General features: G+C 39.8%; 7 protein-coding genes and 1 pseudogene. 4 read left to right on the top strand and 4 right to left on the bottom strand.

The genetic code is table 11. The annotated features are described in order from the left end of the window. From QX565_RS02875 to QX565_RS02865, 3 genes and pseudogenes are all read left to right on the top strand, one after another. Positions 1-1266: polysaccharide lyase family 8 super-sandwich domain-containing protein (locus QX565_RS02875; protein ID WP_289291177.1), on the top strand; the 1266-nt coding region annotated here is incomplete at its 5' end. A gap of 56 nt (positions 1267-1322) precedes the next feature. After that, a pseudogene (locus tag QX565_RS02870) lies at positions 1323-1499 on the top strand (glycosyl hydrolase family 43); the annotation flags it as partial. Positions 1500-1596: 97 nt separating this feature from the next. Next, complete coding sequence (locus QX565_RS02865; RefSeq protein WP_289291175.1) at positions 1597-4245, top strand: glycoside hydrolase family 2 TIM barrel-domain containing protein; 2649 nt, start codon at positions 1597-1599, stop codon at positions 4243-4245. Positions 4246-4372: 127 nt separating this feature from the next. Here QX565_RS02865 and QX565_RS02860 read toward each other — a convergent pair whose 3' ends face one another. From QX565_RS02860 to QX565_RS02850, 3 genes are all read right to left on the bottom strand, one after another. Further along, positions 4373-5386 carry a sugar-binding protein gene (locus QX565_RS02860; RefSeq protein WP_221648510.1) on the bottom strand — a complete coding sequence of 338 codons (1014 nt, stop codon included), beginning with the start codon at positions 5384-5386 and terminating at the stop codon, positions 4373-4375. An 81-nt stretch (positions 5387-5467) separates the two neighbouring features. Next, complete coding sequence (locus QX565_RS02855; protein ID WP_289291173.1) at positions 5468-7339, bottom strand: RagB/SusD family nutrient uptake outer membrane protein; 1872 nt, start codon at positions 7337-7339, stop codon at positions 5468-5470. 52 nt (positions 7340-7391) lie between these two features. Further along, a complete protein-coding gene (locus tag QX565_RS02850; protein WP_221648508.1) occupies positions 7392-10625 on the bottom strand; it encodes a SusC/RagA family TonB-linked outer membrane protein in 3234 nt (1077 codons plus the stop codon). Between the two features lie 389 nt (positions 10626-11014). Here QX565_RS02850 and QX565_RS02845 point away from each other — a divergent pair, with 389 nt between their 5' ends. Beyond that, positions 11015-13204 (top strand): glycoside hydrolase family 97 protein, encoded by a 2190-nt coding sequence (locus tag QX565_RS02845; protein WP_289291171.1) that lies wholly within the window; start codon positions 11015-11017, stop codon positions 13202-13204. Between the two features lie 253 nt (positions 13205-13457). Here the strand turns inward: QX565_RS02845 and QX565_RS02840 are convergent, their stop codons facing one another. Beyond that, positions 13458-18743 (bottom strand): leucine-rich repeat protein, encoded by a 5286-nt coding sequence (locus tag QX565_RS02840; RefSeq protein WP_289291170.1) that lies wholly within the window; start codon positions 18741-18743, stop codon positions 13458-13460. Positions 18744-18872: the final 129 nt, after the last annotated feature.

Genomic DNA, 18872 nt, shown 5'->3' with positions numbered 1-18872 from the left:
GATCCTGAAGGAAATAAAGCAATGGGATACGCTTGTGTATCCATACAACGTCGTAATAACTGGTCGGCAGTAGCCCGCGGTCATTCGCGTTATCTATGGGCTGCCGAGCACTATCGTGGTGCAAACCTTTTCGGACGTTATCTGGCACACGGCAGTCTGCAAATCATGACTGCTCCTCAGGGAGAAGAGGTATCGTCTACCAGCGGCGGATGGCAGGAAGAAGGTTTTGACTGGGGACGTATCCCAGGAACTACAGCCATTCATCTCCCGGTAGATCAGCTGGAAGCCAACATTCTTAATGTAGACGTGTTTTCGGGATATGAAGAAATGCTATATTCGGATGAAGCGTTTGCAGGAGGTATCTCACAGGAACACCGGAACGGAGCATTCGGTATGAAGCTTCATGAACATGATAAATACAATGGCTCACACCGCGCCCGTAAATCTTTTCATTTCTTTGACGGAGTGATTGTATGCCTTGGCTCGGATATTGAAAATACAAACAATGAATATCCTACAGAAACAACCATCTTCCAGCTTGCAGTAAAAAATGAGGCCGAACACAATTTCTGGAAAAATTACCAAGGAAATGGAAAGTACTGGATAGATCACATCGGAACAGGTTATTATGTTCCTGTCGTTGCCAAGTTCGAAAAAAACTTTCCGCAATACTCACGTAAGCAAAATACCGGAGAGAAAACCGAAGGAGACTGGGTATCACTAACTGTCGATCATGGCAAAGCACCCAAAGGAGGCTCCTATGAATATGCGATTCTTCCCCAGACAACCCAGACAGAGATAAGCAGTTTCGCTAAAAAGCCATCTTATAAGGTACTTCAAAAAGATCGTAATGCACATATCGTACGCGATCTGAAGAGTAATACTACTTCCTATATCTTATTTGAAACTCCGGATATGTTACCGAAAGGTCTCATACAAAAGGTAGATACCTCCTGTCTCATCATGTTACGCGAGCATAAGCAGGAAACGGTACTTACCGTATGCCAACCCGACCTGGCACTCTATCGGGGGCCTTCTGATGATATATACGATGAGCAGGGAAAACGCATCGAACGCAGTATTTACTCCCGTCCCTGGATAGGAAATCCAAGCCAATCGATCCCCGTCCGTATCGAACTAAAAGGCAAATGGGAAATCAATGAAACTCCCGGGTGTAAAACAGTCTCATCAGATACTAAAAAAACAGTATTAGAGTTTACCTGCACAGATGCAGCAAGCCTGGAAGTTAAACTTCATAAGAAATAAAACGAAGGAGATTAAGTATGAAAAACGGCCTTCTATTTATTGTGTATCTTTTGTTGTCCAAAACACTGGAATGGGAGGATGGTACGGTAACTACCCAAGGGCAACTGGAACGTCCCTTCATTTTGTTTGAGGATGGTAAACCAGCTTATATATTCTTCGCAACGATGGATGGTCCCGGAGGATTTGAAAATGCAACACGGTCATGGAATATGGTAATTCCGATTATGAAGTAAAAGTCATTTTTACCAAAGCCGCAATTTTTCAAACTGATCTTAGAAAAGTAAAACTCTACTACTCAAAAGAACATTAAATCATTTATAAAATAATAGTATGAAAAGAAAAGCATTATTGGTTCTTTTTCTCATAATAATATGCTACACCGCATACTCTCAGGAGAGATTCTCTGCTGCCGGTTTCTATTCCACAAACAACTCTGAACGTAATATTCTTGACTTCAATTCAGGCTGGAGATTTCACCGGGGGGCTCAATCTGGCGCTTTTTCACAGAGTTTCAATGACCAAACATGGGAAATTGTTAACCTTCCTCATACAGTAGAACTTATGCCATCCGAAGCCAGTGGTTCACGTAATTATCAAGGCCCTGCGTGGTATCGCAAACATTTTACTATCGATACAAAATATCAGGGTAAACGTCTTTCTCTTTATTTCGAAGCCATCATGGGGAAAAGCAGCTTCTATGTAAACGGACAAAAAGTAAAAGAACATTTTGGCGGTTTTCTTCCTGTCACAATAGATTTGACCAAGGCGGGTGTAAAAGCGGGTGATGACGTAGTAATAGCTGTATGTGCAGATAATAGTGACGATCCATCTTTCCCTCCCGGACGTAAACAATACACAATGGACTTCTCTGTTTTTGGAGGAATCTATCGTGATTGTTACTTCATCAGTACCAATGACGTTCATATCACCGATGCAAATGCTGCCGGGCAAACAGCAAGCGGAGGTATATTTGTTAGTTATGAAGACATATCCGATCAAAAGGCAAAAATCAATGTTAAAACCCACATTGCCAATGAAGGAAATACAGGGAAAAAAGTAGGGATCGAAACCATTCTCATTGACGCTAATGGAAAGAAAGTCGCTTCAGGCAAGAAAAACCTGCAACTGGCAGCAGGAGCTTCCGGAAGTATAGAACAACAATTATCAGTTAAAACTCCCGCCCTCTGGCATCCGGATACCCCCCATTTATATCAACTCAAAACTGTGGTATATTGCGACGGCAAAGTATGCGACGAAACGATTTCGCGTATTGGTATCCGATCTATCGAGTTTCGTGGTGCCGACGGGTTATATATCAATGGAAAGCCGTTTGAAGATAAGCTGATGGGGGTAAATCGTCATCAGGATTATGCCTATATCGGCAATGCCGTACCCAACAATCTGCAATGGCTGGATGTGAAAAAGCTACGTGATGCCGGATGCCGCATCATACGCTCGGCACACTATCCGCAAGATCCCGCTTTTATGGATGCTTGCGATGAACTGGGTATGTTCATTATCGTAGCAACTCCAGGATGGCAATACTGGAACCCCGATCCTATCTTTGAAGAAAGAATTATTTCTGATATACGCAACATGGTACGCCGTGACCGTAATCATCCTTCTGTTATCATGTGGGAGCCTGTTCTGAACGAAACAGCTTTTCCTGAATCATTTGCTCTGAATGCTTATAATGCTACACATGAAGAGTATCCGTATCCAGGATGCTATGCAAGCATTGACGATAAGAGTAAAGGAGCCTATAAATACGATGTCATCTATACTGCTCCCAAAAATGAAGATTACTATCAGAAATTAGGCAAATCGTGTTTCACACGCGAGTTCGGCGACTGTGTAGACGATTGGAACTCACACAATTCTTACAGTCGTGTAGCCCGTGAATGGGGAGAAGAGCCTCAAATACGCCAGGCGCAACATTATGCACGCAAAAAATATGGTGGTTCATTGACCATCGATCAATTCTACAAAGCTCCTAAAGGACACATTGGTGGAGCTTTATGGCATTCTTTCGACCACCAGCGCGGTTATCACCCCGATCCATTCTGGGGAGGTATCATGGATGCCTTCCGTCAACCCAAATATTCTTATTACATGTGGATGAGTCAACGTGATCCGGCTGTTAAATTAACCCAGGCAGATAGTGGTCCAATGGTCTATATTGCCAACGCCATGACTCCGTTTTCACCGGAAGACATAGTAGTTTATTCCAACTGTGACAGCGTACGTATCACTATTAATGGAAAAACAAGCCTGACACAAGTACCTGAAATTGAAGAGAAAGGGATTCGCCACCCTCCCATCACATTCAAGAATGCATACAGTTTTGTAGATGTACGCGCACTACACCGAGCAGACAAAGCAGAAGAATGTAGTATTGTAGCCGAAGGATTCATAGGAGGAAAGGTGGTAGCCACAGCCAAAAATATGCCATCCAAACGAAATGAAAAGATAGTGCTGACTATTGATTCCGGGCTCCCACCTCAGGCTAATGGTTCGGACATCGTTACAGTCATCGCTTCTATTACTGACAAAGATGGCTATGTAAAGCGCCTTTCACAAGAAACAGTCATTTTTGAAGTAGAAGGTGAAGGTGAATTGGTAGGTGGTCGTGACATTGAAGCCAACCCAAGAGTTAGCCGTTGGGGAACAGCACCAGCCTTGATACGTACTACCAATAAGGCCGGGAAAGTTAAAGTTACTGCACGCCTGTTACACCCCGGTATTCAGATTCATCCGATAGCTACCGTTGAATTCACTACTATTCCGGCAGATCGTCCTGCCCTCTATAAGGAGTTACGTGTACCAGCAAAAACTGAACAGTTTAATACAGGAACGGTAGAAGAAATAGATATGAACGAAATAGAACGTCTCGCTAAAGAAGAGCAAGATCGTATCAATGAAATGAAGCAGGTGGAACAGCAACAACGCCATTTCGAAAGTACAGAAAAAAAACAATAAATTCCTCCTATCAAAATCAATTAACTTACACACAAAAGGGGATGTGCCTATTTTGACACATCCCCTAATTTATTTATTTGCGAAATATCCCGAGAAACAATTTACCTGTAAAAAAACAATCAACCTATTATTTTATTATCTTAATGCTTGTACGACCAGCTACGTTCACAATGTAAACGCCTGATTGTAAATCAGACAAATCGACTGCTTGGGTATACGTCAAAGATTTTACAGTTTTCCCAGCGATATCGCAGATGTCCACCTTTAAGTTATCAGCATTTTGAAGAGATAATACTCCGTTAACGAATGTATAATTTACATTTGATATTTCAGTTTGCGCAATGGATGTTGCTCCTCCAAGCGGTCCCATGAAAAGCATTTCTCCCAACTCGGCATTCCATCTCCAAGCATTATGATCTTCTCCTGACCAACCCAGAATTACAACACGAGTGTTGCTATCGTAGTCTGTACAATTAGCAGCATTGATATCAAACAAGATTTTTTTGCCCACTTCAAGATTTCCCTCGTATCCTTCCGGAATTACTTCACTCCATGGTACAATTCCTTCAATATTATATCCCTCAGCAGTCCTTACAGTTTTATATTCATAACCTGTAAGCTTATTATTTACAATTCTACCTCCGGCATAACCTCCACCGGTTGCGCGGTTATCTTCACTGCCAACTGACATACGTAACTGTGAATGGCCACGTCCACGTGCGTCTATTGAAGAATGATACTCATCCCTTCCTTCCGGATCGGGAAAGAAAAACAGTTCGATATTATCCACACCTGTATCCGATTTTTTAAGTGCTTCATCATAAGGTATATATGTATCATCCTTTACCTTAATGAAAAAATAAATGTAACGCTTGTCATATACAGCCTTGAAAGATGCTTCATATCCCCATATATTGGGAACAGGCTCTACACCCCAATCATGTGTTACGACATCAATAGCATTTTCGGTAACTTCGGCTGCCGACCAACAACTCTCATTGGCAACTCCATCAATTTCAATAAACTCATCCGTCGAATAAATATTCATCGTTTTAATGTGCTCATAATAATCCTGAGCGAACAAATTACCAGCTGTCAACATTGAAACAGCAAACGCCAAAATAGTAAACTTTTTTCTCATAATAATTTATTTTTAATTAGTATAAATTCCTCCGAGGGTTTATCCCCCGGAGAGAGGATTGATTGTTCATTTCAAATTTTGTTAGTACCCCGAATTTTGTAATAGTACATTCATTCCTACAAGCTGCCTTTCGGTAAGTGGAATCGGTAAGCGATGATGTTTGTTAGGTTCAAATCCCCTACTTGCAAATAATTCTTCGGCTTTGTTCCAACGCAAGTAGTCGAACCACAAATGAGTCTCAAGACATAATTCTTTCTCACGTTCCTTTATTATGGCATCCATAAAATCACCACTATCTTCCGAAGAAGGATAATCGACAGATACAGTCACAGCTAAAGATGCATCATCAAACGGATACCCCCACGCTCTTCTTCTTACTTTATTCAAATATTTCTTAGCATTAGTCATATCAGCCGTTTTATAACATGCCTCAGCATATTGCAAATACAGATCGGCAAGACGGAAAATACGTTGATTGATTGAATTATGCCCTTCAAAGCCCGGCAACCCTTCTGTTGCCCAATTCTCTATCGCATTATAAGGAATGTATTTTTTAAATCCATAATAACTGTTAGGATAAGGTTTTATATTGGTCCCGGCCCAATTCGTCGATATAGAATCTCTTCCTGGAACATAGAAGGAAGCGTACATACGGGGATCTGCGGCACGTGATTCATTCAGGAAGGTCTGAATGTATTTACTGTTTACTGTACCCCAACCCGGTTCTGTCTTAACATTCAAGCGATATCCATTGGCCCTTAATACTGTATTTATATCATTTCCTAAAGCATCCCAGTCACCTGTATAAAGGTTGAAAAACTCTTCCTCAGAGAAAACCTGTACTCCTATCGCGGTTCCATATATTTTCATCAATTCCCGTAGAACAATATTAGTTTCACTATTGGAAGGTAATGAAACATATTTGTCATACACTTCCTGGGTAATCTCATAACCTGTATTGTATTTATTCACCCAATCCATTGCTACATTTACAATTCCAAAACCACCACCGACACCATCGGGGCCTAAACGTCTCCATAAATAAGAACCGGCCTTGGTATCGTCATTTACAGTCTGGAACTGTATCTCAAAAATAGATTCAGAATTATTCTCATGATTGAAATCGAAATTCCACGCATATTCCTTAGTTAATTGATATTCTCCACCGGTCTGATTTCCGCACTCCATTGCTTTAACAAACCACTCTTTCGCTTTCCCATAATCTTCGAGATACATATACACTTGTCCCAGATATCCTGCGGCTGCACCTTTTGTTACCGCTCCTAATTTAGTGGTTTGCCACGAAGTTGGTAAGCGGTTATATGCCGTCTCAAAATTGGTAATTATTTCATTCCAGCACTCACCTAAAGTATTACGTGGTATCATTAACTGATCTCTCGAAACAATCAATGTATCGACTATAGGCACTCCTAAGCCGTTGGGATCATACTGCGGATGCGATGGTAATTTATCCCCGAACGAACGGGTTAAAGACATATAAGCAAAACCACGAAGGAAATTACATTCTCCGATCATCTTGTCCAATTCCTGATTTTCAGTTTGAGTCAACGAACCGCTATTCCTCAATGAATATATTTTTGTACATACGTCGTTAGATCTGGAAATGATAGAATAAAGATTTTTCCAATAGCAGTAAATCGCACTGGAACCATCGAAATATCTAAAGTTTACCATTGGTTTTACATCTTCCAGAGTTGCCCTGAATTCAAGCTCGCCGGTTGCAAAACAGGTATAATAATATATCCCATAAAAATACAACCATTCACCGTACAATCCATTATAGGCTCCATTAAGAGCCGTCTGGGCATTTTCAACACTGTTTATAAGATCATCGGACGGGATACCTCCATAGTTCTCGACATCCACAAAGTCTTCACATGATGTAAAACATCCGAAAACGACGATGCACAGTATCAATTTTATATATTTCATAATATGTTTATTGTTTTTCTGATTATAAAATAGTTTTCATCATTTCCTGCATTTAAAAATCTATCTGCAGACCGAATAAGAATGTTTTATACTGCGGATAATTACCGGTATCTATACCAAATGCAGTATTCTGTGAAGCCGAAAATTCTGGATCAAAACCTTCATATTTGGTAAATGTCAGTAAATTCTGTGCAGAAGCGTAAATGCGAAGTTTAGATATAGCACACTTACTCAGCCATTGCTGTGGAAATGTAAACCCTATGTGAATGTTCTTCATCCTCAGATATGATCCATCCTCGATATACCATGTCGAAACGGAACTTTTATTATTATTCGGGTCGCTGGTAGAACTTCTGAAGTTTTCATTCGTACTTCCAGGACCTGTCCATCTGTCCAGTGCATGAGTGGTCGTATTATAATCATTATACAATGAATGGGTTACCTGACGGAAGTTATTGAAAATATCATTGCCCTGAACCCCTTGAAACAGCACATTGAAATCAAACCATTTGTAGTTCAGATCGATATGGAACCCATAGGTAAAATCCGGCCATGGATCACCAACATGTACAATATCGTCGGAGGTTATATGCCCGTCATTGTTTACATCCCTGAATATCAAGTCTCCAGGACCTGTTCCCGTCTGTTGGTAATAACTGTACCCATTTTCCTGCGCTTTTTTGTTGTATTCATCTACTTCTTCCTGCGTTTGGAATACCCCTATTGCATCGTATGCAAAAAATGAACCGATAGGAAGTCCTACTTGTGTGACAGATACATTCTGACTACCCAAAACCTTCCGATCTGAATATAATACTGCGTTGCTTCCATCTGTGTTCTTTACCTTATTGCGTACATAGCCCAGGTTGGCACCAACGGAGTAACTGAGTTCCTTACCTATTCTATTGCGATAACTAACTTCCACATCAAAACCTGTATTCCTTATTTTTCCAACATTAAAAGTATAGAACACGTCTTGTAGATTAGTTCCCAGTCCTGCCATTGCAGGCAACGAACTCTTGAACAATGCATTTGAAGTATTTTTGATATACCAGTCGAATGTAAACTGCAAGGAATTATTAAACGCTCCTACATCGAGTCCAAGGTTGATTGTAGAGATTTCTTCCCACTTAATTTTATGATTGGGTAACTTATCAAGACGAAGTCCGGTCACAGATGTCTGATTACCATCGGCATCTGTACTTCCCAATGCATAGTTGGCATTCGGGGTGATATAGTTGGCTGTATAGAGAAACTGCTGTATGCCACCCATATTTCCTAAAAGTCCCCAGGATGCTCTGAGCTTAAGATCAGACAACCACGAAAATGACTGGTTATCTTTTATAAAATTCTCATTGCTGATCCGCCACGCTCCCGAAAAGGAAGGGAAGTTTCCCCAGCGATTTTCGGGTCCAAAACGATCATAACCATCACGTCTGATCATCGCCATGAATATATATTTATCCATTAAGCTATAGTTTACACGTCCGAAATACGACAGATAAGCACCATTCGAATAAGTATCGCTTGCCTGTCGGTTTACTGCATCTGCCAAAGATGCACGGTAAATATCGCCGATCATATTTTTAGCACTGACATTAACTCCAGTAGAATAAGATTTTTCGCATTCCATACCAGCCATCAAAGCAAGAGAATGTATGTCATTGAAGGTCTTATTATAATTTGCAACGAGATTTCCCCCCAATGAATATCCCCTTGAAACGGCCTGATACATAGACGAATATAATTTACTCTCGGCGGCATATTGATATTGTCCGGCTTCCTGGCGGCTATCGGCTGTAAAAAAACCACCGAACATAGTTGCTGTTATAGTTAAATCTTTTATCGGTTGCAACCTTAAATAGATATTTCCGTTTACTTTGAAGTCCTTTGCTCTGTTATCTGCAGTTTCTTCATATGCCAGCAGGTTACGTCCGTCGTATGCGGCAAGCATATTTTCGATACTTGTCTCTTTTCCCGATATGGGATCTATGATAGGGCTCCCGTCCACATTGGTCTTTGGGAAATACCCATACCCTCCCGGCTGATTGGTACTGTCATAGGGCATCATGAAAGGTACGGTACGCATGTAACTAACAAGGTAGTTTGAATTTGAATTTTGTTTTTTATTGACGTGGAGGATTTGCATATTTTCGCCAAATGTAGCCCATTTATTCAATTTTATTTCAGAATTAAGGCGGAACGAATAGCGTCTGAAACGTGTATCCAAATATGTCCCTCCTTCATCATATAAGTTAAATGAAGCGTAATAGTTATATTCATCTGTTCCTTTGCTGAAAGAAAGGTCATAGTTCTGAGTTAATCCCGTATCGAAAATAATATCTTTCCAGTTATAATCGACATTGGTCAGATCATAATCCAATGCGTAAGCCATGATGTTCTTACCGCCACTACTGCTATATTGGCTCGGAAAAGCCAGCATTTCAGCTTCTGTCATTTTCCCCTGTCCGCGGAAGTCTTCCAGTCTTAATTCCTTTAATTGTCTTGTACTAAGCACATCAGGCATTTTGGTAGGAGTATTAAACCCAACATAGGAATTAAAACTTATTTTGGACTCTCCTTTCTTACCCCGTTTCGTTGTCACAAGAATTACTCCATTTGCAGCCTGTGCTCCATAAATAGCAGCAGCAGAACCATCTCTAAGTATTTCTACTGATTCGGCGTCATTCATATTGAATTCTGCTCCCGGATTTTGAGGCACTCCATCAATTATCCAGAGCGGCCCCGAACTATTAAAAGAGCCAACACCACGAAGTCGGATATCGGCCGTTGCACCAGGTTCTCCACTCGATTTTGTAACAAGCATACCTGGAACTTTTCCTTGCAGAGCTGACTCAATACCAGCGCTGGCCGTATTTTCCATGTCTTTTACCTTAACTGAAGAAATGGCTCCAGTTATATCACTTTTTTTCACCTTTCCGTAGCCTATCACAACAAAATCATCCAGCATCTGCGTTTCTTCAACCATCGTAATATTAATGACTGTCTGATTGCCTACAACAACAGATTGTGATTTAAAGCCAACATAACTGAACGTTAGTTCAGCCGTCGAAGTAACCCGGATTGAATAATTACCATCCAAGTCAGTAATTGAACCTACGGATGAACTCATGTTTGCATCATTTGCCTTGATAGAAACTCCTATCAACGGCTCTCCACTATCACTTTTTACATTTCCTTTTATGGTCTTTATTTGAGCAAATAAAAAAACCGGAAGAAATAGAAAAAGAAACAAAAGAATCTTTTTAGATAAGTTGTTTTCCATGTATATCTCTAATTAGTTTTAATGATTGATATTAGAATCAAAAAATTCTATGGAACAAAAGTATCCTGTTTTTTTTTCTTGTAGAACGATAAACTATGAAAAAATCCCAAACAAAACACGACTAAAACAGAGATAAAGCAATCATAAAGAAGATAAACCACTAGCATTCAGAAAATTACATATTTTCATATCACAGAAATAAACTTAAAGGCAATAAGTTATAATTGAAAAAAATTGTATTTTTGCAATGGTGATCTTAACATCATTATATCGTGAATGAAAGCAACCGGAGGAAATCACCGACACTACAATCCTCGTGCTATTTTAAATATCCAAAGGAAAATTTTATATCAACCATATTTTAATTTAATAACAGATACTAAAAGAACATGAAAAAGTTATTTTTTCTATTGAGTTGTTGTCTAATGGCAGGAACTATCCATTCGCTCGAATTACAATCACCTGATGGTAATTTGAAAATGCAATTCCAGATTTTAAAGAATGGAATTCCCGCTTATTCATTATCCTATAAAGGAAAAGAGGTAATAAATCCCAGTAAACTCGGATTGGTTTTGCAAGGAGGGGATGATGTTGGATTTGGAACTGAAATAATAAAAAGTTCCGACCCTAAAACATCTTTGTATGATGGTTTCTCATTATTAGAAACCAAAGAGGATAGTTTTGATGAAACATGGCAACCTGTTTGGGGAGAAAACAAATACATCCGTAATCACTATAACGAACTATCGGTATTATTAAAGCAGGCCCAGACGGATAGAAATCTCTTGATACGCTTTCGCCTGTTCGACGATGGCCTGGGATTCAGATATGAATTTCCAAACCAGAAAAGCCTCATTTATTTCGTGATAAAAGAGGAGTTAACGGAATTTGCCATGACTGGCGACCATACTGCTTATTGGATTCCGGGAGATTATGATACTCAAGAATACGATTATACTGTATCGAAACTTTCGGAAGTCAGAAAGTTAATGCCAGGTGCCAGGACCGGTAATGTTTCTGAAACTGAATTTTCTCCAACCGGGGTCCAGACTTCGTTACAACTAAAAACAGCCGATGGTATTTATATAAATTTGCATGAAGCTGCTCTTATAAATTATGGATGTATGCATCTTGATCTGGATGACAAAAATTTCATTTTCCGCTCATGGATAAATCCCGATGCCAATGGATCAAAAGGAAACATGCAAGCACCCTGTAATACACCTTGGCGAACAATCATTGTAAGCGATGACGCCCGTGATATTTTAGCATCAAATATCACATTAAATTTAAATGAGCCCTGTAAGATAGAGGATACTTCGTGGATAAAACCAATGAAATATGTAGGTGTCTGGTGGGAAATGATTACGGGGATGAAAGACTGGTCTTATACAAACGAATTGACAAGTGTACATCTTGGAATAGATGACTTTACAAAAGTAAAACCCCATGGAAGGCATGGTGCTACAACTGAGAACGTGAAACGACATATTGATTTTGCAGCAAAACATGGCTTTGACGGAGTATTGGTTGAAGGTTGGAATATCGGATGGGAAGACTGGTTTGGTTTTACGAAAGATTATGTATTCGATTTTTTAACTCCATATCCCGATTTCGATATTGAAGAAATTTATCAGTATGCAAAAAGCAAAGGTGTGAAAATGATTATGCACCATGAAACATCTTCTTCCATCCGTAACTACGAACGGCATCTGGAAAAAGCTTATCAGCTGATGAATAAATATGAATATCCTGCCGTAAAAAGCGGATATGTAGGAGATATTATTCCCAGAGGAGAATACCATTATAGCCAATGGATGAATAACCATTATCAGTATGCAATTGAAAAAGCAGCAGAATATAAAATTATGGTAAACGCACATGAGGCAGTCAGGCCAACCGGAATCTGCCGTACATGGCCAAACCTTATAGGAAATGAAGCGACAAGAGGAACAGAATATCAGGCATACGGAGGAAACAAAGCCAGTCACACTTCCATATTACCTTTTACTCGTGTTATCGGAGGGCCTATTGATTTCACTCCCGGTGTTTTTGAGATGGACATGACTAAGTTAAATCCAAAGAACCCTTCTCATTGTAATTCAACTTTAGCAAACCAACTGGCTCTTTATGTTACAATGAGTAGTCCTCTGCAAATGGCATGCGATTTACCAGAAAATTATGATCGCTTTCCTGATGCTTTTCAGTTTATCAAAGACGTAGCGTTGGATTGGGATGAAAGTATCTATCTGGAAGCCGAACCGAACGAATATATTACAGTAGCACGTAAAGCTAAGAATACAGACAATTGGTTTGTCGGTAATACTGCTGGAAATAATAAATTTACATCAAATATAACCTTTGATTTTCTTGATTCCGACAAGGTATATGTGGCCACAATCTATGCGGACGGTAAAGATGCAGATTACAAAACCAATCCCCAGGCATATACTATTAGAAAAGTTCTTGTAACAAATAAGTCTAAATTGACACAGGTATCAGTAGCAGGAGGAGGCTATGCGATCAGCATCGTTCCGGTAACAGACAAATCCCAATTGAAAGGATTAAGAAAATTATAAGAGTTATTTTTAATCAAATAGTGAAAGGTGCCCTGATCGGCACCTTTTTTTAGTTTGTTTATTGGGGATCTTTATTCACAGGTAAATTATCAGATAGATAAAAAACACACGAAAAAACAAAGTATATGATATTACAGTTTAATCCAAAATCCCTAAAAACAGAAATATAAAAAAGCCAGGATAATCGTTTCTGATTTCCTGGCTTTTCATTTTTGCGACCAATATTTAACTATCAGTCAGATATGCAATCTCCTTATTTAAGTATGATCTTCTTACTCACCCTTTCATTCGGAGTTGTAACTTCAAGAATATAGATCCCCTTTGGCACATTCGATATATCAATTGAATTACTATTTGCCATTTTCCGCTGTATAACCTTTCTGCCATCAACTGATATTAATGAAACCGCATATTCGGCTATATTTGTATCGATATTAATGGTTGTTGTCGCCGGATTCGGGTAAACAGTAAATTTTGTATTACTATCACCTTCTTCCTCTTCTATGCCGGTTGGAGTCAGGCTTCTTATCATATAATGAATCACTTTTGCATATCCATTTTCTTCACCCAATAATTCATAAGTACCATCTGCATTCTTACGCGCATTTAAAGCATAAGTTATATCGGTCCAACCACTCGTTTTACCAACTTCCACTCCAGGAGATACTTCTCCTACAAACTCTTGGGTATCCCTGTTATAAACATTTATAACACCATTACGGGTAAGGAATACAAAGAAGTAGTCACCGGCAAAAGCCAGAGATTTAGCACTAAGGTCTTCATTTACCGTAGCAACCGGTATCAGCATTTCCTTATCATATTGCCATTGTTCGGAAGGTACATTGTTGATATTTGCAAGTTTTGCTTTTATATTTTTATAAGTCAATAATGTAGATCCTGCACGTCCCCATACACTCGGGTTAGGATTTGGATTGGCTTGAGTATAACAAGTAACATAGAGTTCATCGCGTTCCGAATCGTACATTACACGTCCAGCTTCAATTATATAACTCGGAAGCTTGTATGATACAGGATTTTCATATTCCAAAATGCCTTTTTCATTTACACGCTTCACTTTAAACAATTTGAACTGAATATTGGTCGGAGCACTTACAGCATCGGTCATCCAAACATTCCCATCTTTATCAGGATACATAGAGAATGTATTTACAACTGTGGGGAAAGTATTGATTTCATCGTCTGTTTTCTGTCCATCTCCATTCTTATCTTCCCAGTAGTACTCTTTCCGGATATCATTACATGGAATAGCAATGTATCCATGCTTTTCCTTGTCAAAACGATATACGCCTAATATGCTTGAGTACATATTGGTCACGTACATGAAATCATGCCCATCTATTTTCCGGTTGAATACCCCACAGATAATAGGTGATGGGAAATTACGGAAATCATTGGGAAAAGTAAACGGGTCGAAGGATGATGCGACAAGCCTATCCAAACGGCCTCCAAGCTTAGAATAGTCCACTTCATGTATTTTATCCGGTGTAAAGAATACGTTTTGATTATTCAAATCAAAATCAGCCGTAGTTGTAAATGAAAGACCTTCAAGTTTCCAGTTCAGCTCCTGTGTTTCTTCTTTATAAGAATACAGTACGGCAGTTGAAGTTCCGACAAACATATTGGATATATATATATTCCCATTTCCATCAACACCTACACCTGTAGGACCAGGGAAACGCATATGGCCAACCTCTCCTTGCAAATATTCTCCGCCTCCTTCACTTAGAGGTTTAGGAGATTTTACGAAAATACCTCCTTTTACTCCAAATGTTGAAGACTGAACAGGTGATGAATAGATATCAGTATATATCAGCACATTCAGGTCTTTTCCTGAATTAGGCAGTAAAATACGGTTTTTATAAGTGTCTACTGAGAATGACTTAGCCTCAACACCCTCAGGTATTGTTATTGTCGATTGGGCACGAATAGCTCCACTGGTCAAACTTATTGCAACAATTCTTTTCATATCGGGTTGAAGCATCCATACATAGCCTTTATTGTCTGCAACGATATATCCCACACCACCTTCTGTAATCTGGAAACCTCCGTTAGCAGTAGCACTGGTACGCATGGTCGTTTTATCGTATATTTTCAGAGAGTCCGGTATATTCTGCGACGGAACTCCAGGCACGGCAACAATAAGATCATTACCTCTGATTGCCAACCCTGCCAGATACTGATCTGCATGTGTAGCGATACGCATCAAATTTTCAGCAGGACCATATCCCGTAGAGAATCTGGATGAAATACCATCGCTTACTCTATAGCGAGCAACAAAATGCCATACAGCTTCTTTGGGCGGGAATCTTTGTAGTCCGTTGGTGTTTTTACTTACACCACCATCTCCCGCATGCCCACTAAAACTCATCAACTGGTAAACATAACTGTTATCAAGAACCACAGCTTTACCCGAGTTCCGCCCCCAGCTACCTGTTCCCGATTCAAAAGGAACACTATGAACAGCTCCATCTTTCCATAATCCAACATTTGTGCCGCCTTCATCCCAACCACAAATGCTTGCAACAATACCATCTTCACGAACGAAAATCGATTCCATACTGTGAGGGATATGGTTAGCGGGTTTTCCTCCATCGTTAGCGATCCATGACGTTTGATAATCAGAAAGATCTCCTGAAATTACCTCGCGATAAGTAGGTGTGAGAGTAACATCAGCACCAGGCATAGTAATTGAAGTTGTTGCTTTTGTCTCATCGTTATTTTCAAAGATAACCGTACCGGTGGAAGTAACAACCCATTTATCGAAAACCTCACCATTTATTTCTTCCGGAACCGAAATTTCCACAATGGCACCTTCGTATGCTATACCCGTTCCAAGAGGTGACTTAATAGTTGCTGTACCGTCACTATCTTCTAATGTGACATTGTAAAACGGTATATACTTTCCACCATATGCTGATAGATTTCCCCAACCGGCATAAGAAGATAGAGATACCCCAGGCACGTAAATATTAAGCGGTTCAGTAGTGTTTGTTCCCACCTGAATAAATGCATTTGCCCCACAAACAGGAGGTGTAATGGCACGGGAAATTATAGATGTTACATTCCCACGGCGACAGAATGCAGCCGATCCGATATTTGTAAGCGTTGAGGGAAGGTCTATTTTCGTCAATGCTCCTGACCCATCCGTAACATTCTCACTGGCACTTAATCTGATTGCATTATCACCTATGATTTTTACACCTTCAGTAAATACAAATTTCTCAACACCGGAAGCTTCACCAAAGAAACGGAAGTTATTGTCAAATGTCACAGATTCCACCAATGTCCCGTCAACGGTTACTTCGGTAATCGCCGGAGGACAATAAACGAGTTTGTTAGTTGCAAGATCGACCAGAAGTCCCGAAGATGATGCAAAATGGGTATTCCCTTCTGCAACTAAAATTTCCTTCAGAGCCGTTGAATACCTAAATGTAGCACCTAAATTCGAGAATGTTTCCAATGTAGATGGTAATATCAGGGTTTCCAGTATATGGTTATAATAAAAAGACTGGTCCTGTATTTTGGTCACTTTCTCAGGTACGACATACTCCGCCCCGGGTTTTCCACAAGGATATTTTAACAATGTTCTTCCCCCATCTACAAATATAACCCCGTCGACTGTTGTTATTACAGTATTATCCGGAAATGCATAACCGGTAACTCCCTGGCAATCATTAAAGCGCCCTAACAAAGCAGGTGCACTTGTCAGTGAAGAAGGAAACGTCAGTATTCCCATTAATACACTGCTATTGAAAACACCACTTTCGATATTATTCAGCTTAGCCGGAAATTTTATTGTTTCAATGGTCTTATTATTCGCAAATGCGTTACTTGTTAAAGTGGTTGTTTTTTCATCTGCCGACAGATCAAGCATTGTAAGGGATTCCATAGCATTCAGCATAGCAAAATCAGAAGATGACAAAGCAGCACCATCCGTGTTGTTTATTACAGTTAGTTTTGTAATAATGTTCACATCATGCAAACTGAGAGCACTTGCCAGATTAACCGATGCTGATAAAGTTACTTCTACCTCTGAATTAGGAACTACTGTTTTATAGGTTGGTGTAAGCGTTACATCCGCAGCAGGCATAGTTATAGTGGTCGATGCAAGTGCCATATCATCATTTTCAAAACTAACCGTACCTGCTGAAACAACCACCCATTTATCGAAGGACTTTCCTTCCGGTGCTTCCGGGGCAGAAATAGTTACAGTTGCACCAGCATAGGCTATATCTGTACCAATAGATGATTGAATACCTCCTGTACCGTCATTATCTGTAAGGGTAATGTTATAAAATGCTTTATATACTCCACCATATGCCGATAAATTTCCCCAACCAGCATAAGCAGACAAAGATGCTGCAGGAACATAGATATTAAGTGGATCGGTATTGGATTTTCCTACATCATAAAATGCATTACCTCCACAAACAGGTGGCGTAACAGCACGACAAACGATCTGAGTTACATTTCCACGACGGCAGAATGCATTACCCCCGACTGTAGTAATTGTAGACGGAAGATAGATTTCCGTCAATGCTCCCGAACCGTCTGCCAGGTTTTCACTATTGTTAAGCCTTGCGCCATTATCCGCTATAGATAGGATACCTTCAGTAAAGACCATTTTCTGTACATCGGGCGAACCACCAAAGAAACGGTAAGCAGGTGTCGTTTCAACTAAAGTCCCGTCAACGATCACTTCTGTGATTCTCGGAGGACAATAAATTAAGCTTTTAGCTGCACGATCCACCAAGATGCCCGACGAGGAAGCATACAACGTGTTTCCTTCAGCTACGTAGACTGCTTTGAAAGCCGTTGACTCCCTAAAGGTAGAATTTCCGACTATCTGTTGCATCGTTGCCGGAAGTGTAAGGATTTCTAAGATATGGTTATAGTAAAATGACTGATCCTGTATCTTTATGACTCCTTCAGGCACAACATATTCGGTATCAGGCTTTCCACAAGGATACTTTAACAGTGTTGTTCCGCCGTCTGTAAATGCAACTCCGTCTACAGCTGTTATAACTGTATTTTCAGGAAATTCAAAAGCTGTAACTCCCTGACAGTCATTGAAGCGCCCTACCACAGAACCGGCAGCCGTTAACGATGGTGGAAAGGTCAATACTCCTTTCAATGCACTACTATTAAAAACAGCTGCACCAACGTTATTCAGATTAGAAGGAAATTTGATTGTTTCAATCGTTTTATTATTTTCAAAAGCCCTGTCTGTCAGTGTCGTCGTCTTTTTATCCGCCGATAAATCCAGGTAAGTAAGAGCATTCATTGCATTCAGTGTTGCAAAATCAGTAGAAGATAAGGCAGCACCATCAGTGTTGTTTATCACGGTCAGTTTCGTAATCGTATTTATATCTGTACCGAGGGAATTAAGAGCACTCGACAAGTTGACAGACGATGTCAGAGTAACTTCTTTTTCCACCTGGGCAAGCACCGTTCCTGATATACAGAAAATGGTTGCAACCAGAAAATACCTTTTAAGGAAAAAATTCAAGTTTTTCATATACATTTGAGTTTAAGAAATATTAATGAGTTCACAAATATAATAATATCGGCATTGTTTATCACGCCAGTTTCGGAATCGTATTTATATCTGCATCGAGAGAATTAAGAATACCCGACAAGTTAACGA

The sequence above is a fragment of the Bacteroides sp. 41_26 genome (genome assembly GCF_949740115.1).
GTDB lineage: Bacteria > Bacteroidota > Bacteroidia > Bacteroidales > Bacteroidaceae > Bacteroides > Bacteroides nordii.
The sequence above is the reverse complement of the archived record's forward strand: the minus strand, read 5'-3'. Positions and strand labels throughout refer to the sequence as shown.